At 70.8% G+C, this 21,403-nt stretch carries 20 protein-coding genes; 14 read left to right on the plus strand and 6 right to left on the minus strand.

The window, feature by feature from the left end; translation table 11 throughout:
• The first annotated feature begins 81 nt into the window (after positions 1-81).
• The 4 genes from JN22_RS07960 to JN22_RS07975 all read left to right on the plus strand — a co-directional run bounded on the left by JN22_RS07960 (position 82) and on the right by JN22_RS07975 (position 3,434).
• On the plus strand, positions 82-852 hold the full coding sequence (locus tag JN22_RS07960) for a glycosyltransferase (protein WP_085553368.1): 771 nt from the start codon (positions 82-84) through the stop codon (positions 850-852).
• Between the two features lie 27 nt (positions 853-879).
• Positions 880-1,194, plus strand: coding sequence for a lipid-A-disaccharide synthase N-terminal domain-containing protein (locus JN22_RS07965; RefSeq protein ID WP_085553369.1), 315 nt, complete (start codon positions 880-882; stop codon positions 1,192-1,194).
• Positions 1,191-2,852 carry an ArnT family glycosyltransferase gene (locus JN22_RS07970; protein ID WP_085553370.1) on the plus strand — a complete coding sequence of 554 codons (1,662 nt, stop codon included), beginning with the start codon at positions 1,191-1,193 and terminating at the stop codon, positions 2,850-2,852. Before JN22_RS07965 ends, JN22_RS07970 begins: the two co-directional genes overlap by 4 nt.
• 192 nt (positions 2,853-3,044) lie before the next feature.
• Positions 3,045-3,434, plus strand: a complete 390-nt coding sequence (locus JN22_RS07975; protein ID WP_085553371.1) for a hypothetical protein — start codon at positions 3,045-3,047, stop codon at positions 3,432-3,434.
• Between the two features lie 136 nt (positions 3,435-3,570).
• On the opposite strand, the gene JN22_RS07980 is transcribed toward JN22_RS07975, so the two are convergent.
• Positions 3,571-4,491 carry an ROK family protein gene (locus tag JN22_RS07980; RefSeq protein ID WP_085553372.1) on the minus strand — a complete coding sequence of 307 codons (921 nt, stop codon included), beginning with the start codon at positions 4,489-4,491 and terminating at the stop codon, positions 3,571-3,573.
• Between the two features lie 270 nt (positions 4,492-4,761).
• Here JN22_RS07980 and JN22_RS07985 point away from each other — a divergent pair, with 270 nt between their 5' ends.
• The 7 genes from JN22_RS07985 (at position 4,762) to JN22_RS08015 (ending at position 11,629) form a co-directional block, all read left to right on the plus strand.
• Positions 4,762-5,565 carry a hypothetical protein gene (locus JN22_RS07985; protein WP_223677617.1) on the plus strand — a complete coding sequence of 268 codons (804 nt, stop codon included), beginning with the start codon at positions 4,762-4,764 and terminating at the stop codon, positions 5,563-5,565.
• Positions 5,566-5,931: 366 nt separating this feature from the next.
• Positions 5,932-6,837, plus strand: a complete 906-nt coding sequence (locus JN22_RS07990; protein ID WP_085552558.1) for an ABC transporter permease subunit — start codon at positions 5,932-5,934, stop codon at positions 6,835-6,837.
• Between the two features lie 5 nt (positions 6,838-6,842).
• Positions 6,843-8,336, plus strand: a complete 1,494-nt coding sequence (gene livM / locus JN22_RS07995; protein WP_085552557.1) for a high-affinity branched-chain amino acid ABC transporter permease LivM — start codon at positions 6,843-6,845, stop codon at positions 8,334-8,336.
• Entirely contained in the window at positions 8,333-9,241 is a 909-nt protein-coding gene (locus JN22_RS08000; protein ID WP_085552556.1) for an ABC transporter ATP-binding protein, read from the plus strand. The genes livM and JN22_RS08000 overlap by 4 nt, the downstream gene beginning before the upstream one ends.
• A 10-nt stretch (positions 9,242-9,251) precedes the next feature.
• The gene (locus tag JN22_RS08005; protein WP_085553392.1) at positions 9,252-9,962 is read left to right on the plus strand and encodes an ABC transporter ATP-binding protein; all 711 of its coding nucleotides are present in this window, start codon (positions 9,252-9,254) and stop codon (positions 9,960-9,962) included.
• Position 9,963: 1 nt separating this feature from the next.
• Entirely contained in the window at positions 9,964-10,323 is a 360-nt protein-coding gene (locus JN22_RS08010; RefSeq protein WP_085553373.1) for a DUF6867 family protein, read from the plus strand.
• A gap of 205 nt (positions 10,324-10,528) precedes the next feature.
• Positions 10,529-11,629 carry a branched-chain amino acid ABC transporter substrate-binding protein gene (locus tag JN22_RS08015; RefSeq protein ID WP_085553374.1) on the plus strand — a complete coding sequence of 367 codons (1,101 nt, stop codon included), beginning with the start codon at positions 10,529-10,531 and terminating at the stop codon, positions 11,627-11,629.
• A 125-nt stretch (positions 11,630-11,754) separates the two neighbouring features.
• Here JN22_RS08015 and JN22_RS08020 read toward each other — a convergent pair whose 3' ends face one another.
• Positions 11,755-12,006, minus strand: a complete 252-nt coding sequence (locus JN22_RS08020; RefSeq protein ID WP_085553375.1) for a hypothetical protein — start codon at positions 12,004-12,006, stop codon at positions 11,755-11,757.
• A gap of 273 nt (positions 12,007-12,279) precedes the next feature.
• Here JN22_RS08020 and JN22_RS08025 point away from each other — a divergent pair, with 273 nt between their 5' ends.
• The gene (locus JN22_RS08025; protein ID WP_085553376.1) at positions 12,280-12,489 is read left to right on the plus strand and encodes a hypothetical protein; all 210 of its coding nucleotides are present in this window, start codon (positions 12,280-12,282) and stop codon (positions 12,487-12,489) included.
• A gap of 7 nt (positions 12,490-12,496) precedes the next feature.
• On the opposite strand, the gene JN22_RS08030 is transcribed toward JN22_RS08025, so the two are convergent.
• On the minus strand, positions 12,497-13,537 hold the full coding sequence (locus JN22_RS08030) for an MBL fold metallo-hydrolase (protein WP_085553377.1): 1,041 nt from the start codon (positions 13,535-13,537) through the stop codon (positions 12,497-12,499).
• A gap of 241 nt (positions 13,538-13,778) precedes the next feature.
• On the opposite strand from JN22_RS08030, the gene JN22_RS08035 reads away from it, so the two are divergent.
• Positions 13,779-14,807, plus strand: coding sequence for an OmpA family protein (locus tag JN22_RS08035; protein WP_085553487.1), 1,029 nt, complete (start codon positions 13,779-13,781; stop codon positions 14,805-14,807).
• A gap of 157 nt (positions 14,808-14,964) precedes the next feature.
• The gene (locus JN22_RS08040) at positions 14,965-15,615 is read left to right on the plus strand and encodes a response regulator transcription factor (protein ID WP_085553378.1); all 651 of its coding nucleotides are present in this window, start codon (positions 14,965-14,967) and stop codon (positions 15,613-15,615) included.
• A 96-nt stretch (positions 15,616-15,711) separates the two neighbouring features.
• On the opposite strand, the gene JN22_RS08045 is transcribed toward JN22_RS08040, so the two are convergent.
• From JN22_RS08045 to JN22_RS08055, 3 genes are all read right to left on the minus strand, one after another.
• Positions 15,712-16,833, minus strand: coding sequence for a DUF2336 domain-containing protein (locus JN22_RS08045; protein WP_085553379.1), 1,122 nt, complete (start codon positions 16,831-16,833; stop codon positions 15,712-15,714).
• A gap of 147 nt (positions 16,834-16,980) precedes the next feature.
• Positions 16,981-18,762, minus strand: coding sequence for a serine aminopeptidase domain-containing protein (locus JN22_RS08050; RefSeq protein WP_085553380.1), 1,782 nt, complete (start codon positions 18,760-18,762; stop codon positions 16,981-16,983).
• The gene (locus tag JN22_RS08055; RefSeq protein ID WP_223677618.1) at positions 18,759-21,398 is read right to left on the minus strand and encodes a glycoside hydrolase family 2 protein; all 2,640 of its coding nucleotides are present in this window, start codon (positions 21,396-21,398) and stop codon (positions 18,759-18,761) included. The genes JN22_RS08050 and JN22_RS08055 overlap by 4 nt, the downstream gene beginning before the upstream one ends.
• Between the last annotated feature and the right edge of the window lie 5 nt (positions 21,399-21,403).

The raw sequence follows: 21,403 nt of genomic DNA on the forward strand, positions 1-21,403 counted from the left end.
TCCCATCCTTTTCGCTACCGTTCCCAGGACGGCGGGAGTATTTTGCCGCCCGTTCGATGAATGGCCCCTTCGGGGCGTGGGATGGCAGCAGTGAGCAATCTTCCGGAGAGCCGGCAGCCGGTGCGGCTTTCGGTCGTGGTTCCGGTTTTCAACGAGGCCGACAACGTGCTTCCGCTGCTCGACGAGATCGAGCGGGCGCTGGCCCCGTCGGGGGCCTCCGGGACGGGCGGCTTCGAAATCATCTTCGTCGACGACCAGTCCGACGACGACACCCAGGCGCGCCTCGCCCCGGCGGTCCGGGCCGGCCGTCTGCGCGTGCTGCGCCATCGCCGCCGCTCCGGCCAGAGCGCCGCCGTGCGCAGCGGCGTCAAGGCCGCCCGTGGCGAGTGGGTGGTGACGCTCGACGGCGACGGCCAGAACGACCCGGCCGACATCCCCGCCCTGTTCGCCCTGGTGGCGAAGGGCGAGGCCGGTTCGCCGGTCCTCGTCGGTGGCCTGCGCAGGAAGCGCCAGGACACGCTGTCGAAGCGCTGGGCCTCGAAGATCGCCAACGCCGTGCGCCAGTCCTTCCTCCAGGACGGCTGCGCCGACAGCGGCTGCGGGCTGAAGCTGTTCCGCCGCGACGCCTTCCTCGATCTTCCCTTCTTCGGCGCCATGCACCGCTTCCTGCCGGCGCTGTTCCGCGCCCACGGCCACGCCGTGGCCTACGTGCCGGTCAACCACCGCCCGCGCGGGCGCGGCGTGTCGAAATACACCAACTGGCGGCGCGGCCTGATCGGCGTCGTCGATCTGCTGGGCGTCTATTGGCTGAAGCGGCGGACCAACCTGTCGCCCGTCACCGAAGATCTGTGAACCACGCCGGCCCCGGAATCCTCTCCCATGCTCGAACACGTCATCGCCTGGTTCCATGACCAGAGCACGACCGACCTGATCTGGATCGGCCTCGGCTTCTTCGCCCAGTTCCTGTTCATGATGCGCTTCGTCGTCCAGTGGATCGCCAGCGAGCGCGCCAAGCGCAGCGTCATGCCGGAGCTTTTCTGGTACTTCTCGATCGGCGGCGGCACGCTGCTGTTCGCCTATTCGATCTACCGGGTCGATCCCGTCTACATGTTCGGGCAGGGGCTGGGCCTGCTCATCTACATGCGCAACATGTATTTCGTCTGGAACAACAAGCAGACCGGCGGGGCGGCGTGACCGGCCGGCTGCCGCTCTACGGCTACGCGCTGCTGGCGCTGCTGAGCGCGGCGCTGTTCCTGCCGGGCTTCCAGGGCCTGCCGCCCTTCGACCGCGACGAGGCGCGCTTCGCGCAGGCCTCGTCGCAGATGCTCGACAGCGGCAACTACGTCGACATCCGCTTCCAGGACGAGACCCGCTACAAGAAGCCGGTCGGCATCTACTGGCTTCAGAGCGCGGCGACCGCGCTGGCGACCGACCTCACCGGAACGCCCAAGGCGATCTGGACCTACCGGATTCCCTCCTTCCTCGGCGCCATCCTGGCCGTGCTGGCCAGCGCCTGGACCGGGGCGCGGCTGTTCGGCGGCGCCGCCGGCTTCCTGGCCGGGCTGATGATGGCGTCCTGCGTCGTGCTCGGCGTCGAGGCGCGCATGGCCAAGACCGACGCCGTGCTGCTCGCCACCGTGGTGCTCGGGCAGGCGGCGCTGGCGCATCTCTACCTGACGCGCGACCGCGAGGCGCCGGCCGGCCGCGCCGCCTGGACGGCGCCGCTGGTCTTCTGGATCGCCGCCGGGATCGGGATCCTGGTCAAGGGGCCGATCGTCCTGCTGGTGTCGGGCACCACGGCGCTGGCGCTCGCCCTGTGGGACCGCAGGGCCGGCTGGCTGAGGCGGCTGAAGCCGCTGCCGGGCCTCGCCATCGTCGCCGCCATCGCCGCGCCCTGGCTGATCGCCATCGCCATCAAGACCAAGGGCGCCTTCTTCGCCGAATCGGTCGGCCATGACATGATGGGCAAGGTCGCCGGCGGGCAGGAGGGCAAGGGCCTGCCGCCCGGCTACTACCTCGGCAGCTTCTGGGTCACCTTCGCCCCCTGGTCCTTCCTGGCCCTGCTGGCGGTTCCCTGGGCGTGGGCGCGGCGCCGGATCGACGCCGTGCGCTTCTGCGTCGCCTGGATCGTCCCGAGCTGGCTGGTGTTCGAGGCGGTGCCGACCAAGCTGCTGCACTACACCCTGCCGGTCTTCCCGGCCATCGCCGCGCTGGCGGCGGCGGCCCTGCTGGAGAATTTCGGCCGCACCCACGAGCGTCCGCGCCGCCTCCTGACCGCCGTCGCGGTGGCGCTGGGCTGCCTCGGCTTCGGGGCGCTGACGCTGGCGGTGGCGCTGACCCCCTATCTGGTCGACCGGCGGATCGATCCGGTCGGGCTGGCGCTGGTGCCGGCGGTGGCCGGAATCTTCGCCGTGTTCGTCCGGCTGATCCTGCAAGGCCACCACCGCTCCGGCATGGCGGCCGGCGTGGCGGCGGCGGCGATCCTCTACGCCGGGACCTACGGCGCCGTTCTGCCGGCCATCGAGGGCGTCTGGGTCAGCCGGCAGGTCGCCCGCGCCGTCGCCGCGACGCGCCCCTGTCCGGACAGCGTCGTCGCCTCGGCCGGCTATTCGGAGCCGAGCCTCGTCTTCCTGGTGGGAACCCCGACCAGGCTGGTCCATGGCGCGGCGGCGGCCGAGCATCTCGCCGGCGGCGGGGCCTGCGCGCTGGCTCTGGTCGACGACCGCGAGGAGGCCGCCTTCCAGGCCGCCGCCGGTTCCGCGACGCCGGTCCGGCTGGCCGAGGTGTCGGGCTTCAACTACAACACCGGCAAGCGCATCCACCTGACGCTCTACGGCCGCCCGGCCTCCTGAGTCTTCCGTGGCGGCGCGCGCGAACGGCCTCCCCCAGGCTGGGTAACGCGCCTCCGCCCTGGACGCCGGGCCGCCTCTGCGGCGCAATGTCCGTCCCGACCCGCCATGCGCCGGACCCGCCCTCCTGGGCGTCGTTCCGGCCGTGGCGCCCGGATCACACCGGGATCACAACGGACGAAAGGCGCCCGTTCGATGCAACGCACCCTCGCCGCAACCTTTCTGGCCCCGGCCCTGCTGACGCTGTCGGTGCTCGCCGCCGGCCCCGCCCACGCGCAAAAGCAGGAATACCAGCCCTGGACCTACGACGAGATGGTCCCGACCGGCCCCTACATGCGCAACATGGAGCAGGCCCAGCCGGTGCCCGGCGCGCGTCCCTCGCATTGGGGCTCGATGAAGCAGCAGCCCGGACAGGGCCGCGCCGGCATGACCCGCTACGGCACCGACGTGAAGTCGACGACCCGCTCCTATTCGGCGACCCAGTCGCTGACGCCGCCCAGGGTCGACCCGAGCCGGCCGATCCTCGCCGCACCGCCGCGCAGCGCCGATCCGCCGGCGACCCCGCGCACGGCGCGGCGCGACTAGAGTGGATCGCGTAAAACCGGAATCGGTTTGGAGCGTGAATCCGCTCGTCATCAAAAGGCTAAAGTTTCGTGCGTTTCTTATTGAACGCACGAAACTTTAGGCCCCGTCTCCAGCCGCGACGGTCAAGCCGCCGCCATCAGCCGGCGTCCGGATGCTCGTCCGGACGCCACAGCCACGCTGCCCCGCGCACGCCGCTGGAATCACCGTGCAGGGCGCGGCGCACCGGCGTGTCCAGCCGGTCGGTGAAGGCCCAGCGGGCGATGGCCTCCGGCAGCCGGACGTAGAGCAGTTCCGCGTTGGACAGCCCGCCGCCCAGCACGATCACGTCGGGGTCGAGCAGGTTGACCACCCCGGCCAGCCCGCGTCCCAGCCGGCCGACCAGACGCTCGACGGTGGCGGCGCAGGCCGTGTCGCCGGCGGCGGCGCGCGCGACGATGGTGTCGGCGGGCAGGGTCTCGCCGGTCGCGGCGGCGTGGTCGCGGGTCACGCCCGGACCCGAGACGAAGCTCTCCAGGCAGCCGTGCTTCCCGCAATAGCAGGCGGGTCCCGGCCGTTCCTCGTCGGCCGGCCAGGGCAGGGGGTTGTGCCCCCACTCGCCGCCGATGGCGTTGCGGCCGGCCAGCGGGCGCCCATGCACGACGATCCCGGCGCCGCAGCCGGTGCCGAGGATGGCGGCGAAGACCACGCCGCAGCCGGCCCCGGCACCGTCCGCCGCCTCCGACACCGCGAGGCAGTTGGCGTCGTTCTCGACCCGCACCGGCCGGCCGAGGGCCTGGGCGAGGTCGCGGTCGAACGGGCGGCCGATCATCCAGGTGGAGTTGGCGTTCTTCACCAGCCCGGTGGCCGGGGAGATCGCTCCCGGAATCCCGATGCCGACGCTGCATCGCCGGCCGGTCTCGCTTTCGAGCGCCGCGACCAGGCCTGCGATGGTGGCGAGCGTGCCGGCGTAATCGTCGCGGGCCGACGGCACCCGGCGCCGGGCGAGCGTGTTGCCCTGCCGGTCGAGGACGATGCCCTCGGTCTTGGTGCCGCCGAGATCGATGCCGATGCGTGTCATGGGTGCAGCAATAGCCCCGAACCGCCCGACACTCAAGATGGCCGGCCCGCCCGGCCCCCCGCAACGGCCCCCCGCCGACGCCGGCCGCCCCTGGACAGGCCGCCCAAACGGACGGACCTATGGCAGTCCGGCATCGGTCTGGGACAAAGAGCGACGGGCCGGCCAAATCCGGTTGACCGGTTCCGGCGTTCCAGTAGAAAGACCGGACGGCCGGGGGAAGCCCATTCGTCCCCCCACCTCGATTTCAAACGAACCGCGCCACCGGAGCACATGATGAGTCGCCAGCGCGCCGCCCTTCGCCCCTCGTCCCGCGTTTTTGGCCGCGTTTTTGGCCGCGCCGCCCTGCTGGGCGCGCTGCTGGCCGCGCCGCTCGCCCTGTCGGCCCCGGCCGGCGCCGCGACGGCCAAGGCGACGGACGCCGCCAAGCCGGCAGCGTCCAAGCCGGCCGCCGCCAAGCCCGCGGCCGCCAAGGCGTCCGTGTCCAAGCCCGGCGCCTGCTACAGCCGCAGCGAGCACGCGGCCGAGCAGCTCATGCGCATGCACACCGAGATGATGGTGGTCGGGCTGACCTGCAAATCGGTCGTGCCGGAAAAGAACCCCTTCGGCACCTACCAGGATTTCTCGGTCAAGAACCGCGCGCTGCTGTCGAACTCGGAAGCCACGCTGATCAACCACTACAAGAAGACCGGCGGCAACGGCACCGCGAAGTTCGACACCTTCCGCACCGAGCTGGCCAACGAGATCAGCCGGCGCGCCGCGACCATCGGCATCCCGCAGTATTGCCAGACCTTCGTCGACCGCTCGAAGGCGGCGCAGGATCTGAACGCCGACGATCTGCGCACCCTGACCTCCGACGAGAAGAACGCCGGCCTGATGCACCTCGCCAGCAAGCCGCTGTGCGACGTGCAGGTGGTCAGCGGCCCCGACAGCGGCTACGCCGTCGCCCAGGCGGCGCCCAGCCGCGCGCCGGCCAAGGCGGCCCCCGCCAAGGCCAAGGCGAAGGCCCCGGCCAAGGCTCCGGCAAAGCCCAAGGTCGCCGCCGCCCCGGCCAAGCAGACCGTCGCCGCCCGCTGACGCGCACGCCTCCGGCGCCGTGAACGAGGAAGGCCCCATCCGCTCCGGCGGGTGGGGCCTTCGGCGTTTCCGGACCGGGGATCCGGGGGGGATCCGGGGGGGCGACCATCCCGGACACATGCGAACAACACAAATCTGTCTTGCAAAAATCCACGGGGCTGATACTACCGGAACAGCCGGCCTTGCCGGGCCCCCACGCCGCCGGAACGGGGTGGGGTCGCCTTCCGGCATCTCAAAAAATGTTGGTCCATCAATCCGATAGATGGGCCGGGTCAGATCAGGGGGCTGCTGTTGCGTGATCGGTGTGCCGTGTGTGCCCGCGTCGCCGCGCCCCGCCTCGCGACACGCTGAAGGTGGGGTGACGCCATGGACTATTTTGTACAGCAATTGATCAACGGCTTGTCGCTTGGTGCGATCTACGGGCTGATCGCGATCGGCTACACGATGGTGTACGGCATCATCGGGATGATCAACTTCGCGCACGGCGAGATCTACATGATCGGTGCGTTCGTGGCGCTGATCACGTTCCTGGCGATCGGCGCGCTGGGGATCACCTGGGTGCCCTTGGCGCTGCTGCTGATGCTGGCGGCCTCGATGCTGTTCACCAGCGTCTATGGCTGGACGGTCGAGCGCATCGCCTACCGGCCGCTGCGCTCCAGCCCGCGGCTGGCGCCGCTGATCTCGGCCATCGGCATGTCGATCTTCCTGCAGAACTACATGCAGATCCTCCAGGGCGCGCGCTCCAAGCCGTTGCAGCCGATCCTGCCCGGCAACCTCACCCTGATGGACGGCGCCGTCTCGGTCAGCTACGTGCGGCTCGCCACCATCGTGCTCACCCTGCTGCTGATGGTCGGCTTCACCATCCTGATCAACCGCACCTCGCTGGGCCGCGCCCAGCGCGCCTGCGAGCAGGACAAGAAGATGGCCGGCCTGCTCGGCGTCAACGTCGACCGCATCATCTCGCTGACCTTCGTCATGGGCGCCGCCCTGGCCGCCGTCGCCGGCATGATGGTGCTGCTGATCTACGGCGTCATCGACTTCTACATCGGCTTCCTCGCCGGGGTGAAGAGCTTCACCGCCGCCGTGCTCGGCGGCGTCGGCTCGCTGCCCGGCGCCATGCTCGGCGGCGTCGTCATCGGGCTGATCGAGGCCTTCTGGTCGGGCTATGTCGGTTCCGAGTGGAAGGACGTCGCCACCTTCACCCTGCTCGTCCTCGTGCTGATCTTCCGCCCCACCGGCCTGCTCGGCCGGCCCGAGATCGAGAAGGTGTGAGCGCCATGACCATGCCGTCCCACACCGCCGCCGCCGCCGTCCCCGCCACTCGCGCCGTCGACTGGCCGGGCACCCTGCGCGACGCCGGGCTCGCCGCCTTCGTGGCGCTGCTGCTCACCCTGCCGCTGGTCGGCCTGCGCACCATCGACCGCCCGACCGGACTGGGCATCGAGGCGCGGCCCGACGAGGTCATCGCCTCCATCGTCCTGGTGTTCCTGGGCCGCCTCGGGCTCGGGCTGATCCGCCAGAACCTCGCCCTGCCGGTGCTCGTCCTGGCGCTGGTCTGCGCCGGGGTCGGGCTGGTGCTGCCGATGCCGACCCAGGTGCTGCGCCTGGTGCTGGTCGCCGGCGGCGGCATCATCGCCCTGCGCGCCGCCATCACGCTGACCACCGGGCGCTCCAAGCTGTCCCAGGCCGAGCGCGACCGCCGCATGGACCGCGTCGCCGTCCAGGTCCAGCACGCCACCAAATACATCGCGCCGGTCGCCATCATCGGCGCCGCCCTCCTGCCGCTGACGCCGATCGCCGACCGCCAGATCCTCGACATCGGCATCCTGCTGCTGACCTACATCATGCTCGGCTGGGGGCTGAACATCGTGGTCGGGCTGGCCGGATTGCTCGACCTCGGCTACGTCGCCTTCTACGCGGTCGGCGCCTACAGCTACGCGCTGCTGGCGCATTACTTCGGGCTCAGCTTCTGGGTCTGCCTGCCGCTGGCAGGATTGCTGGCCGCGCTGTCGGGGGTGCTGCTCGGCTTCCCGGTGCTGCGGCTGCGCGGCGACTATTTCGCCATCGTGACGCTGGGCTTCGGCGAGATCATCCGCATCATCCTGGTCAACTGGTACCAGTTCACCGGCGGCCCCAACGGCATCTCCGGCATCCCGCGCCCGAGCTTCTTCGGCATCGCCGACTTCACCCGCACGCCGACCGAGGGCATGGCCGCCTTCCACGAGCTGTTCGGGCTGGAGTTCTCCTCGCTGCACCGCATCGTCTTCCTGTACTACCTGATCCTGGCGCTGGCGCTGGTGGTCAACCTGTTCACGCTCAGGGTCCGCAAGCTGCCGCTGGGCCGCGCCTGGGAGGCGCTGCGCGAGGACGAGATCGCCAGCGCGTCGCTCGGCATCAACCGCACCAACATGAAGCTGGCGGCCTTCGCCATCGCCGCGATGTTCGGCGGCTTCGCCGGCTCCTTCTTCGCCACCCGCCAGGGCTTCATCAGCCCGGAGAGCTTCACCTTCATCGAATCGGCGATCATCCTGGCGATCGTCGTGCTCGGCGGCATGGGCTCGCAGATCGGCGTGGTGGTGGCGACGCTGCTGGTGATCGGGCTGCCGGAAGCCTTCCGCGAGCTGGCCGACTACCGCATGCTGGCCTTCGGCATGGGCATGGTGGTGATCATGCTGTGGCGGCCGCGCGGCCTGCTGGCCCACCGCGACCCGACCATCCTGCTGCATGGCGGCCGCAAACCCCAGGCCCAGAACGCCGGAGCCGCCCGATGAGCGCCGTGATGACCGACAAGCCGCTGCTGACGGTGGAACACCTGACCATGCGCTTCGGCGGCCTGGTCGCCAACAACGACGTCTCCTTCGAGGCGCGGGCCGGCGAGATCACCGCGCTGATCGGGCCGAACGGGGCGGGCAAGACGACGCTGTTCAACTGCGTCACCGGCTTCTACACGCCGACCGTCGGGCGGCTGACGCTGCGCCACGCCGACGGGCGGGAGTTCCTGCTGGAGCGCATGGCCGGCTACCGCATCGCCCAGCAGGCCGGGGTGGCGCGCACCTTCCAGAACATCCGCCTGTTCGGCGGCATGAGCGTTCTGGAGAACCTGATCGTCGCCCAGCACAACAAGCTGATGGACGCGTCGGGCTTCGCGATCGCCGGGCTGCTCGGGCTGCCCGGCTACCGGGCGGCGGAGCGCGAGGCGCTGGATCTCGCGAAATACTGGCTGGAGCGGGTGCGGCTGACCGAGTTCGCCGACTGGGAGGCGGGCAATCTGCCCTACGGGGCGCAGCGCCGCCTGGAGATCGCGCGGGCGATGTGCACCGAGCCGGTGCTCTTGTGCCTGGACGAGCCGGCGGCGGGGCTGAACCCGCGCGAGTCGGCGGAGCTGGCGGAAATCCTCACCTTCATCCGCGACACCCGGACGCCGGGCGGGCACCGGATGGGGGTGCTGCTGATCGAGCATGACATGAGCGTGGTGATGCGCATCTCCGACCATGTGGTGGTGCTGGACTATGGGCGGAAGATCGCCGACGGCGATCCGGCGTCGGTGAGGAACGACCCGGCGGTGATCCGCGCCTATCTGGGCGAGGACGAGGATTCCGAGCTGCCGCCGGAGGTGGCGGCGGACCTGCCGGCCGCGGCGGTCGATCCGGCGGCTCCCGTTCAGAAGGGGGCGTGAGGCGATGAGCATGCTGAAAGTGTCGGGGGTGCACACCTTCTACGGCGCCATCGAGGCGCTGAAGGGCATCGACCTGGAGATCGGCTCGGGCGAGATCGTCTCGCTGATCGGGGCGAACGGGGCGGGCAAGTCGACGCTGCTGATGACGCTGTGCGGCAGCCCGCGGGCGCGCCAGGGGCGGGTGGTGTTCGAGGGCGAGGACATCACCGACCTGCCGACCCACGAGATCGTGCGGCGCGGCATCGCGCAGTCGCCCGAAGGGAGACGGATCTTCCCGCGGATGAGCGTGCTGGAGAATCTCCAGATGGGCTCGATCGTGGCGAAGCCGGGCAGCTTCGAGACCGAGCTGGAGCGGGTGCTGACGCTGTTCCCGCGGCTGAAGGAGCGCATCCACCAGCGGGCCGGCACGATGTCGGGGGGCGAGCAGCAGATGCTGGCGATCGGCCGGGCGCTGATGAGCCAGCCGCGGCTGCTGCTGCTCGACGAGCCGTCGCTGGGTCTGGCGCCGCTGATCGTCAAGCAGATCTTCCAGGTGATCAAGGCGATCAACGAAGAGCAGAAGATGACGGTGTTCATGGTGGAGCAGAACGCGTTCCACGCGCTGAAGCTGGCGCACCGGGGCTATGTGATGGTGAACGGGCGGATCACGATGACGGGGTCGGGGGCGCAGCTTCTGGCCGACCCGGAGGTGCGGGCGGCCTATCTGGAAGGGGGGCACTGAGATGGAGCATCTGCTTGGCGCGTCGCTTCCGGTGTTCCTCGGGCTGACGGTGGTGGTGTTCGGCGGCTTCGGGGTGCTGACCGGGCAGACCCTGGCGGAGGGCTGGAAGCCGGCCTCGGTGGCGGTGGCCTATTCGCTGCTGCTCGGGCTGGGCGACCGCTTCCTCGCCTGGGGCCTGTTCGGCGAGCCGCTGCTGTCGCTCTGGGGCTTCCTGGTCCACACGGCCGTCATCGGCGCCATCACGCTGACCGCCCACCGCATCGCCATCGCGCGCCGCATGGTCAACCAGTACCCCTGGCTCTACGAGCGCGCAGGGCCCTTCGCCTGGCGCGAGCGGGCCGGCGGGGATCTGGGGGAATAGGGGGAAATAGGATAGGCCGAACGGCCGGGGGTGCGAACGAAACTGTCGCATCGGCCCCCGGCCGGAGTATGGTAAAATGAACACCGCCGGAGGGGACCCGGCGGCCGTCCCCGAACCGGAGCGCCAAGCCGAGCGCCACGCTCCGACGGGCCGGGGGAAAATGACTCAACAGGGATCACTCTTCGAACAGGGAGTAAGAATACCCATGAAACTCAAGCTGTCCCTTCTCGCCGCCGTCGCGGCGACCGCGCTCTCCGCCACGGCGGCCAAGGCCGACATCGCGGTGGCCACCGCCGGTCCGATCACCGGCCAGTACGCCACCTTCGGCGAGCAGATGAAGAAGGGCATAGAGCAGGCCGTCGCGGACATCAACGCCGCCGGCGGTGTTCTGGGTCAGAAGCTGAAGCTGGAAGTCGGCGACGACGCCTGCGATCCGAAGCAGGCCGTGGCCGTCGCCAACCAGCTCGCCAAGGCCGGCGTGAAGTTCGTGGCCGGTCACTTCTGCTCGGGCTCCTCGATCCCGGCCAGCCAGGTCTACGCCGAAGAGGGCATCCTCCAGATCTCCCCGGCCTCGACCAACCCGAAGCTGACCGAGCAGAACCTGAAGAACGTCTTCCGCGTCTGCGGCCGCGACGACCAGCAGGGCCTGATCGCCGGCAAGTATCTGCTGGAGCAGTACAAGGGCAAGAACATCGCCATCCTGCACGACAAGTCGGCCTACGGTAAGGGCCTGGCCGACGAGACGCAGAAGGCGCTGAACGCCGGCGGCCAGAAGGAAACCATCTACGAAGCCTACACGGCCGGCGAGAAGGACTATTCCGCCCTGGTGTCGAAGCTGAAGCAGGCGGCCGTCGAGGCCATCTACATCGGCGGCTACCACACCGAGGCGGGCCTGATCGCCCGTCAGATGAAGGACCAGGGCCTGAACGCCGTCATCATCTCCGGCGACGCGCTGGTGACGAACGAGTACTGGGCCATCACCGGCGCCGCCGGCGAGAACACCATGATGACCTTCGGCCCGGATCCGCGCGAGAAGCCGGACGCCAAGGCGGTCGTCGAGACGTTCCGCAAGGCCGGCTACGAGCCGGAAGGCTACACGCTGTACACCTACGCCGCGCTCCAGATCTGGGCCGACGCGGTGAAGACGGCCAACTCGACCGACGCGGCCAAGGTCGCCGAGGTGCTGCGCAAGGGCAACTACGACACCGTCATCGGCAAGATTGGCTTCGATGCCAAGGGCGACGTCACCTCGCCGGCCTATGTCTGGTACAAGTGGAGCAACGGCCAGTACGCCGAGGTCAAGTGATCGCCATCCGGCGAATCCGGTAAGGGAAAGGGTCCGGCAAGCGATTGCCGGACCCTTTTTCTGTCGGGCTGGATTTTCTGTCGGGCTGGGTTTTCTGTCAGGTTGGGATTCGACGGACGGATCCGTCAGGGAATGGGCCGGTCGACCCGCACGGCGCCGGTCTGAGCCGCCGCCAGTGCGGCCGGCATTCGGCCGCCGCATCGTTCGCTCAGCAACTGTTCGGCCGTGCGCATCACGTCGCGCCAGAAGGCGGCGGCGTGGGTGTGGTTGGCGGCCGTGAGTTCGACAAGGCGAACCCGGCTGATTCGGACCGCGGCCTCGCCCAGTTCATCCACCAGGCGGGTCGCGAAGACAAGCACGTCGAGGTCGGTCTTCATAACCTCCATGAACCCACGCCGACGGATTTTGTTCCAGCCTTGAGACGGGGTGCGACATCGGGTCATCGGGGGTGCCCCGGCCGATGCTGCGCTGCGGCATGATCCGCCGCCGGACCGGCCACACTGTCACCGAACGGACACTCGCCACGCCGGGGGTGTTTTGTGCTTCAATGGCGGCCAGGGAGCGGCGGCCCGGAAACGCCCGTGCCGGACGCTCCCTGATTTTTTTATGGCCCCTGGAATGGCCCGGGGGTCGGTTGGGGAGAGGTGGATATGCGCAGGAAGCGCGAGGTCGTCGAAGGTCAGGTCTACCGCAAGCTGGGACCCAGCGGCGGTTTCTGGGAGGTGATCGCCATCCGCAAGGACGGCATGGGCACGCAGCACGCCCAGTTGAAGCGGTCGGACGATCCCAAGACGCTGAAGACGCTGTCGGTTTCCGCCCTGCTCGACGCCCAGCAGTTCGAGATCGTCACCGAATCGTGACCTCGCCTCAGCGCCGGCGGTAGAGGTCGATCCCGTCCGGGCCGGCCTCCCGCGCCAGTTCGCCGCGCCGGATCAGGTGGTTCAGGTGGGCGATCGCCTCGCCGATCGCGAAGACCATCTGGTGCGGGTCGAGCGGGCGGTCGAACAGCCGCCGGGTCACCGCCGCCGCCGTTCGCGGCGCGGCACAGAACTCCAGGATTTCCTCGAGTCGCGTCTGATGGTGGCCGGCCAGTTCGGCCGCCCGCGCGTGCAGGCCCCGGAAGGGCAGCCCGTGCGAGGGCAGCACCAGCGTGTCGGCGGGCAGCGCCGACCATGCCTCCAGGCTGGTGAGATAGTCGGCCAGCGGGTCGGCGTCGGGCTCGGTCGGCCAGACGCTGATGTTCGGGCTGATGCGCGGCAGGATCTGGTCGCCGGAAATCAGCAGCCCGCCCGCCTCGTCATGAAGGCTGACCGGCTCGGCGGTGTGACCGCCGCCGCCGATCACCGTCCAGCGGGTGGAGCCCACCGCCAGCCGGTCGCCGGCCCGCAGCCGGGTCAGCACCGCTGGCACGCCGGGCACGCCGCGCGCGTAGGCGCCCTGGCGGCCCAGCACGGCGGCCAGCGGGTCGGCGTCGAGCCCGCTGCGGCGGTAGAAGCGCTCGGCCGCCGCGTCGAAGGCCGGACTGGGGCCGGCCGCCAGCATCTGGGCGATCAGCCATTCGGTCAGGGAGGCGGCGAACTCCGCCCCGGTGTGCCGCACCAGCCAGTCGGCCGCTCCGATGTGGTCGGGGTGGAAATGGGTGACGACCACGCGCCGCACCGGCTTGCCCGCCAGGACCGTCGTCAGCAGCCTTTCCCAGCTTTCGCGGGTGCGCCGGTCGCCCAGCCCGGTGTCGACCAGGGTCCAGCCGGCCTCGCCGCCGTCCAGCGCCCACAGATTGATGTGGTCGAGCTGGAAGGGCAGGGAAAGGCGGATCCACAGGACCCCCGGTGCCACGGCAAGGGCTTCGCCCGGTTCCGGGGCGGAGCAGAAGGGGTGGGTGACGTCACCGTTCGGGGTAGAGGGCATGGGAGTGCGCTTCCAGTCGATTGTTTTTCATGGAGAATTCCGGAACGTCGAGGTGTTGCGGATATGCGACAGGATCCTTGGCGTTGCCGGGCGGGGGATTGAGGGGGCAGGGGTGGTCTTTATCTCCGGTGCAGGACAGCCGGCATCCGTGACCTCCGCCGCGCTGGATTACGCTTACGTCATCCGTCCAAGCGTTCAAGTGTTCCGTTTCGCGAACGCCGTCAACCATGGGAAGAAGAAAATGAAGATGCGTGGAGCTCTGTTGGGCGCGGCCTTCGCCCTTGCCCTGCCGACCGCGGCCATGGCCCAGACCGAAGGCTTCTATGTCGGTGCCGGCGCCGGCGTGAACTGGACCCGCGACGCCGATGTGCGCGACTACCCGACCACCAACTTCGGTCTGAAGGAATCCTTCGACCTCGGCGGCGTCGGCAGCGTCTCCGCCGGCTATGCCAGCGATTTCGGCATGCGCGCCGAGCTGGAATTCGCCTGGCGCTGGCGCAACGCGGTCGACGGCACGGAAAGCGCCACCCCGGCCTTGCAGGGGCTGAGCGGCAAGACCAGCTCGATCGCCTTCATGGGCAACGCGCTGTACGACGTGAAGACCGGCACGCCCTTCACCCCCTACATCGGTCTCGGCGCCGGCGTGGCGCAGGTGCGCCAGAAGCTGAACGGGGTGAGCGACAAGGACTGGGTGTTCGCCTACCAGGGCATCGTCGGCGCCTCCTACGCCGTCACCGACAATCTGGCGGTGACACTGGACTACCGCTACTTCGCCACGCTCGATCCGGAGTTCGACCTGGGGCCGGTGACCTCGAAGGGCGAGTACCGCAACCACACCATCCTCGCGGGCCTGCGCTACAGCTTCGGCGGTCCGGCCCGGCCGACCCCGGCGGTGGCCACGGCCCCGGCCGCCCCGATGGTCCAGCAGCAGCCGCAGACCGAGTATCAGGTGTTCTTCGACTGGGACAAGGCGACCATCACCCCGGTGTCCGACAAGATCATCGGCGACGCGGCGGCCGCCGCCGGCCGGGTGCGGGCGGTCAGCATCCACGTCGTCGGCCACACCGACAGCTCGGGCTCGCCGGCCTACAACCAGCGGCTCTCGCTGCGCCGGGCCGAGGCGGTGCAGCGCGCCCTGGTCGCCAAGGGCACGCCGGCCAACCTGATCTCGATCGAGGGCAAGGGCGAGCAGCAGCTCATGGTCTCGACCGGCCCCAACGTGCGCGAGCCGTCCAACCGCCGCGCGCAGATCATGATCCGCGTGCAGTGATCCGGCGGGTGCAAGCCTTCGGTGGAAGGGGCGTCGCCATGCGGCGCCCCTTTTTCCGCCCCGCCGCCCCGCCACCGCGCCAATGAGGTAGCGCGGACCGTTGCGTCAGCGTATGACAGTACGGGGAATCACTCGCATTTTCGGTCCGGGACGTTTCATGCAGGTTCTGATCGCCGACGATCATTCCATCGTCCGCAGCGGCTTGACCCATCTGGTGGGGGAGTTGGATGAACAGGCCACGGTGGTCGCCGCCACCAGCTTCGGCCAGTTGATCGGGATTCTCGACCAGGGAAGCGTCTTCGACCTGATCGTGATGGATCTGCGGATGCCCGGCCTGGGCGGACTCGACGAGGTCGAGGCGCTGGTCCGCCGGGTGGCGCCGGTGCCGGTGGCGATCTTCTCGATGATCGAATCGCCGGACGAGATGCGCGCGGTGCTGTCGCGCGGCGTGCGCGCCTTCATCCCGAAATCGACCGACGACGTGCTGGTGGTCAACATCCTGCGGCTGGTGATGGCCGGCGGCTCCTACGTGCCGCCGGTGCTCGGCATGCCGGGGACCGGACCGGCCCTGCCGGCCGGCGGGCGCGCCGCGCCGCCCAGCCTGTTCGACGGGCTGACCCGCCGCCAGCTGGAGGTTCTGGATCTGCTGGCGCAGGGCCTGTCGAACCAGGACATCGGCGAGCGGCTGGGCCTGAACCTGTCGACCGTAAAGACCCATGTGACCGGCGTGCTGAAGGCGCTGGGCGTCGGCAGCCGGACACAGGCGGTGCTGCTGGTCAAGGAATCCGGGCGCGACCGGCTGGTGTGAGGGGCGCCGGAGCCGCCCGGTCCTTGGATGGGGGCGTGTTCTGTCCGTCATGCCCGGCACAAGGCCGCCGGGCATGACGTTCCTGGCAGAGGAGCTTCAGGCCGCGCGGTCGCCGGTGTGCATGATGTCGCCCAGCTTCGCCAGCAGGAAGTCGAGATCCTCGGGCGCCAGATCCTCGTACTGGGTCAGGATGCGCTCGATCAGCCGGCGGCGGTGGCGCTCGCGGTCGCCCGGCTCGCCGTCGTAGGGGGTTTCCTTCAGGACGTCGATGGCGATGCGGCAGGCCGGCAGCAGGGCCGGCGGCAGCTTCGCCTTGTCGTAGAGCGACTTCAGCCCCAACCGCCCGGCGTCGTGGATCAGCAGGCGCGTGTTGGTCATCGGCACGTTGGCCAGCAGCGACATCGCCGTCTCGAAGAAGGCGATGTCGCCGGTGCACAGCGCGCGCAGCAGCAGCGACGGGGTCAGGCGCCCGGTGCGGGACAGCTGGGCCACCAGCCGTTCCAGGGCGCCCTCGTCGCTCTCGCCGCTGAACAGGGCGACGGTCGCCCGCTCGCGGCTTTGCAGGATCACCTCCGAGGCGATCTTGGCCGGCAACTCGTGATGGGCGACGAGATGCTGGCGCAGCTTCTCCGACACCACGGCGACCAGCCGCTCGGCGATGGTGATCGGCAGCCTGGAGCGGTGGACCAGGGGATCCTGCACCGCCTCGCTGGCGCCGAAACGGTCGATGACGCGGTCCAGGCTCCCTTCGCCGAGTTCGGCCCCCTCGTTGGCGACCAGGGCGGCGACGGCGTTCTCGGACGCGGTTTCGATCAGCGCGTCGGCGACGTCGGCCGGCACGCTGGGCCGCCGGGCGATGGCGGCGTGCTTGGCGTCGGTGCCCGAGCGCACGATCTCCACCAGATCGGCGCTGGTCAGCACGGTGGAGACGCTGAGCACGGGGATGGCCACCGCCTCGACGTCGCGGGCGAGGCTGAGCGCCACGTCGCGCGGCAGCGACGGGCTGGATTTCAGGTTCTCGGCCAGGGTCTGGCGCACGCGCACGACGGTGTCGGTGACCATCACGCGGATGATGTCCTCGGCCAGCTTGCGCTCGGTGGCGGACAGGGCGGGGCTGTCGAACTGGTGCGCGATCTTCGCGGCGAGATCGGTCCGGCTGCTCGGCGACGGGTCCGACAGAAGCCGGGCGACGTCGTCTTTCGTCAAATGGTCGGTCATGGGTCCCGGACCCTTCCTTCCCTGGTCTGCCCCTTATCAGATGGGGGCATTTCCTCAAGGATTCAGCATGGAATGAAACGGTTTAACCTTCATTAACGGCCGGGGGGCCTCCTCTCCAGCGCGATTCCGCACAGGCCGCCGGCGCCGTCAGCACATCGACACCCGCACCGAGACGCCCGTGGGAACCGGCGCGTCGACGTCCGCCCGGTCGAGCGATTCCAGGTGCCGGTCGATCAGCCGGTCGAGACGCTCGCGGGCCGACCAGTCGGTCAGGCTGTGGTCGGCGCGCTCCAGATACTCGACCCGGATGCCGGGCAGACCGTTCAGGCAGCGGCCGGCGAGGCCGAGATGCAGCTCGAACTCGGCGTAGGTCATGTCGCCGACGCTGTAGACCAGCAGCACCCGCCGCCCTTCCGCCGACAGGCGGCGGAAGACCCGCAGCACGCGGCTGTCCAGCCCCGACTTGATCAGCGCCTTGCGGGCCAGCCGCGCCGCCAGCCGCCGCCCCAGCCCGCCGATCCGCCCCCGGTTGCGCAGCAGCGCGCGCAGCTTGGCCGGCTTGAAGGCCTCGCGCAGGTAGCCGCCGGTCGAGCGATGGGCGACCGAGCGCAGGACCTCGGTGACGGGGATGCCCTTCCCCAGCTCGAACCGTCCCGGATTGAGCAGGATCTGCCCGGCGACGCGCTCGTCGCCCAGCCCGGCCAGCAGGGCGGGGGCGCCGCCGGCGCACAGGCCGACGATGACGCAGCGCTCGTGGCCCTGCTCCTCCAGCCAGTCGAGCGCGGCGCGGACGTCGGTCATGACGTCGCGGTTGTAGAGCAGGTTGTCCGGCTGGCCGGGCCGCGCCGGGCTGTCGCCGAGGCCGGCCGCGTCGATGCGCAGCGAGGCGTGGCCGAGCGCCGCCAGCCGCCGCGCCTGGAGGACGGTGGCCCGGCCGGAGCCGACATGGTGCGTCGCCCCGCTGTTGAGGAACAGGATCGCCGGCCGGCGGCTCGACGGATCGGCCAGCACCGGCGCGCAGTGGACGCCGAACAGCGGCGGGGAGCCGTCCAGCACCACCGGCCGCTCCACCGCGTTGGGCATCATCAGCCCGGCCGGGCGCTCCGGCGGGGCGGAGGCGCCGCGGCGGACGCCGCCCGCCGTCAGCCACGCCGTCAGCGGCGCGAAGGCGGCGGCGGCCTCCAGCCGTTGCGGCTGCTGGACCAGTTCGGGGGTGCCGGCGAACACCGCACGTTCCACCGCCACGCCCAGCCCGCCCAGGGTCGCGGCGAGCTGGGCCGCCACCCGCGAGTCCGCCTTGTCGAGCAGCAGGGCGTGCCGCGCCGGCACGCGCCCGGCCGGCCGGGCGTCGAGCGCCGCCAGCTCCAGCGCGGTTTCCGGGGTCAGGGCGAAGCCGACCACGTTCACCTGCCCGGCGCGGTCGGGCAGCGCCGGTTCCGGTCCCGGCAGGGCGACGATCCGCGACAGCGCCTGCATCTCGCGCACCGCCATGCGGCCGCTGGCGGTCGGCGCCACCAGCGCCAGGAGATCGACGCCGACCGTCTCTCCCCCTGCCTCCCCCACCATCTCTCCCGCCATCTCCTCCGCCGCGACCAGGGCGAGCAGCCCGCCCAGCCGGTAGCCGACCAGAGCCACCTCGGTGACGCCGGTGTCCTCGCGCAGGCGGCGCACCGCCGCCCGCACGCTGTCCAGCCACGCCCGCACCCGGCCGGGGTCGCTGTCCTCGCCCGCCGAATCGCCCAGCCCGTGATAGTCGAATCGCAGCGTCGGCAGGCCGGCCGCCGCCAGCGTCTGGGCGAGGCCCATCCAGGCGCGGTGGACGCACAGCTCCTCGTGCCCGTGCGGGCCGCACAGCACCACGCCGCGCCGCCCGTCCGCCGGATGCAGCCAGCCGAAACAGCCCTCGAACACCACCGGCGTCGGCGTCATGCGGTTCCCCTGTAGCGGACCGGGGCCAGCGCGTTCAGCGCGTGGACCTCGCCGTCCGGTGCTTTCGTCATCGTGGCGGGCGTCATCGTGGCGGGCGTCGTCGTCGCGGAGCGGGGAAGCAGGCGGATCGTCCGCTCGACGCCGGGTGGAAGATGGAACCACGCGTCCTCGGCGCGGTAGCCGTCATCCTCCACATGCACCGAGCAGGCGAAGCGTCCAGTGGCGAGGGTCAGCCCCCACCCGTCGCCCAGCCGCGCGGTCCGGGCGGTCAGGCCCAGCTCCGCGCGCGGCAGGGCGCGTCCCTTGGGGAAATGAAAGGACTGGGCGATTGGTTCCGCGGCGCCGATTGTTTCCTCCGAACGTGTCAGCGTCGCCACCACCACGTCGTGCGCCGCCGGCCCGAAGCGGTAGGCGTGGTTCAGGTCGAAGAAGCGGTCGGCGAGTTCGGCCGCCGGAATCTCCCGCGCCGAGCGCGGCGGCAGGGTGAGGGCGCGCTCGGCCCGGAAGACCGGCAGGGCGCCGTCGCGCAGCGCCGTCAGGGTTACGGTCGCCGGGACGGCGGTGGCGGTCTCGTTGATCAGATGGACGGCCAGCCCGTTCACGCCCTCGTCGCTCAGCAGGATCTGGACCGGGCGGAAGGCGCGCCGCATCGCGTGCCACGCCGCCTTCGGCGTGCCGTCGGCGGCGACCACGCCCCAGCCGGCGCCCGGCCACGGGTCGCGCCACAGCCAGACCAGTCCGCCGGCGCAGGTCGAGGCGCCGCGCCGCCACTCGCCGAACACCGCCTCGATCACCTCGCCGGTCACGGCGCGGGACAGGCGCAGGTAGCGGTCGGGATCCTCGTAGCGCAGCCGGCGCGGATCGACGGCGTGGAGCCGTTCCAGATAATGGTCGCGGACGTCCTCGAAGTCCCAGGAGGCGCCGCTGTCGCGCGGCACCCGCTCCTTCCAACGCGGGTGGTGGACGGCGGGAACGCCGAGCGCGCCGTCGGGGACGTGGGAGAAGGCGAGGCATTCGGAAGCGAAGCGCACATTGGCCCGGCGGGCGTCCTCCAGCGGGCGCTGGTAGGCGCCGACGCCGTAATAGTGCGACACGCCGCTGTCGGCGGCGAAGGGCAGCGGCCCGCCGGTCGGGGAGTTCGGCACGAAGGCCACGTCGGGGCGGCGGGCGGCCAGCTCGGCCCGGAGGGTTTCGGTCAGGGCCGGCTGGCTCCAGGCGGCGCGCGGCAGGCCGAGCATCGCGGCCTGCTGCTCCATCTCGCTGCCGCCGCACAGAACCGCCAGCGCCGGGGACGCCTGGCTGCGGTCGAGGAGCTGGGCGATCTCGGCGCGGACGGATTCGAGGAAGGCGGCGTCGGCCGGGTAGTCGAAATTGGCCAGCATGGCATCCTGCCAGATCAGGATGCCCAGCTCGTCGCACAGGTCGAAGAAGGCGTCGGCCTCGTACAGCATCGTGCCGCCGACACGGACCATGTTGGCGCCGGCGTCGCGCAGCAGGGTCAGGCCCGGTTCGTAGGCGCTGCGGTCGCCGGGCAGGGCGACGACATCGGGCGGGGTCCAGCAGGCGCCCCGGCAGAAGATCCGCTCGCCGTTGACCAGCAGGGCGAAGCCCCGGCCGTCGGCGCCGCGATCCACCGCGAGGGAGCGGAAGCCGGTGCGGCCGAGATCGACGCGGGTGTCGCCGATGCGGGCGGTGACGGCGTGCAGGTTGGGGGTGCCGTGGGTGTGCGGCCACCAGGGTTCGACGCCGGGGATGGTCAGGTCGGCGCGCAGCGTGGCGGCGCCGGTGCCGGCGTCGGTCCAGGCCAGCGGGGCGGCGTGTCCGGCGACCTCGACCGTGGCGGCGGGGCGGAAGCCGTCCGGCGCCTCGACCGTCAGGGTCAGCGTCAGCCGGCCGTCGCGGCCGTCATGGGCGGTGCGCAGGTCGGCGGAGCGGACGCGCAGCGGCCCGGTCTCGGCGACCAGTTCGACCGGGCGGTAGGGGCCGACCGCGTGGACCGGCGGGCACCAGCCGGGCATGTGGCCGAGCGGGGTGGTGCGGACGAAGCGCAGGTTGGCCGGCTCGATCAGGCGGGGGCGCCAGCGGGCGCGGCCCTTGCGCGTCGCCAGATGCGGGTGCAGGGCGTGGAAACGGATGGTCAGGACGGCCTCGCCCGCCAGCGTGACGGGGACCTCGTGGGCCAGCACCATGCTGTCGGAGATCAGGATGCGCTCGTCGTCGAGCCAGACCTCGGCCAGCGTGGCGAGCCCGTGGAAACGCAGGGTGCGGGGGCCATGCCCGGCGATGCGGGTGCGGTAGAGGACGTCGCGGTCGTGCAGCGGCGCCGGCGCGTCGAGCGACCACAGCCCGGCGTCGCGCAGGGCTTGGGCGGCGGTGCCGGGGACGGGAGCGGGAATGAGTGTCCCTCTCCCGTCCCGGGAGAGGGAAGGGGCCCACGGCGAATGCCGTGGGAAGGGTGAGGGGCTAACGGGGGTGTGGCTTGAACCATGTTCCGATAGCCCCTCACCCTCCCCGCGCTGCGCGCGGGTCCCCTCCCTCTCCCGGGGCGGGAGAGGGACGAGTCCGTCAATCGTCAGCTCCCACCCGTCGGTGACGGGCGTCACCGTCCGGCCGGTGACGGAATGGACGCGCGCCACCGCCG

This window comes from Azospirillum agricola (assembly GCF_020005195.1).
GTDB classification, from domain to species: domain Bacteria; phylum Pseudomonadota; class Alphaproteobacteria; order Azospirillales; family Azospirillaceae; genus Azospirillum; species Azospirillum agricola.

Coding starts and splice junctions, on each gene's coding strand:
- JN22_RS07960 (WP_085553368.1), top strand. CDS start 82: ATGGCAGCAGTGAGCAATCTTCCGGAGAGCCGGCAGCCGGTGCGGCTT.
- JN22_RS07965 (WP_085553369.1), top strand. CDS start 880: ATGCTCGAACACGTCATCGCCTGGTTCCATGACCAGAGCACGACCGAC.
- JN22_RS07975 (WP_085553371.1), top strand. CDS start 3,045: ATGCAACGCACCCTCGCCGCAACCTTTCTGGCCCCGGCCCTGCTGACG.
- JN22_RS07980 (WP_085553372.1), bottom strand. CDS start 4,491: ATGACACGCATCGGCATCGATCTCGGCGGCACCAAGACCGAGGGCATC.
- JN22_RS07985 (WP_223677617.1), top strand. CDS start 4,762: ATGATGAGTCGCCAGCGCGCCGCCCTTCGCCCCTCGTCCCGCGTTTTT.
- JN22_RS07990 (WP_085552558.1), top strand. CDS start 5,932: ATGGACTATTTTGTACAGCAATTGATCAACGGCTTGTCGCTTGGTGCG.
- livM (WP_085552557.1), top strand. CDS start 6,843: ATGACCATGCCGTCCCACACCGCCGCCGCCGCCGTCCCCGCCACTCGC.
- JN22_RS08000 (WP_085552556.1), top strand. CDS start 8,333: ATGAGCGCCGTGATGACCGACAAGCCGCTGCTGACGGTGGAACACCTG.
- JN22_RS08005 (WP_085553392.1), top strand. CDS start 9,252: ATGCTGAAAGTGTCGGGGGTGCACACCTTCTACGGCGCCATCGAGGCG.
- JN22_RS08010 (WP_085553373.1), top strand. CDS start 9,964: ATGGAGCATCTGCTTGGCGCGTCGCTTCCGGTGTTCCTCGGGCTGACG.
- JN22_RS08015 (WP_085553374.1), top strand. CDS start 10,529: ATGAAACTCAAGCTGTCCCTTCTCGCCGCCGTCGCGGCGACCGCGCTC.
- JN22_RS08020 (WP_085553375.1), bottom strand. CDS start 12,006: ATGAAGACCGACCTCGACGTGCTTGTCTTCGCGACCCGCCTGGTGGAT.
- JN22_RS08025 (WP_085553376.1), top strand. CDS start 12,280: ATGCGCAGGAAGCGCGAGGTCGTCGAAGGTCAGGTCTACCGCAAGCTG.
- JN22_RS08030 (WP_085553377.1), bottom strand. CDS start 13,537: ATGCCCTCTACCCCGAACGGTGACGTCACCCACCCCTTCTGCTCCGCC.
- JN22_RS08035 (WP_085553487.1), top strand. CDS start 13,779: ATGAAGATGCGTGGAGCTCTGTTGGGCGCGGCCTTCGCCCTTGCCCTG.
- JN22_RS08040 (WP_085553378.1), top strand. CDS start 14,965: ATGCAGGTTCTGATCGCCGACGATCATTCCATCGTCCGCAGCGGCTTG.
- JN22_RS08045 (WP_085553379.1), bottom strand. CDS start 16,833: ATGACCGACCATTTGACGAAAGACGACGTCGCCCGGCTTCTGTCGGAC.
- JN22_RS08050 (WP_085553380.1), bottom strand. CDS start 18,762: ATGACGCCGACGCCGGTGGTGTTCGAGGGCTGTTTCGGCTGGCTGCAT.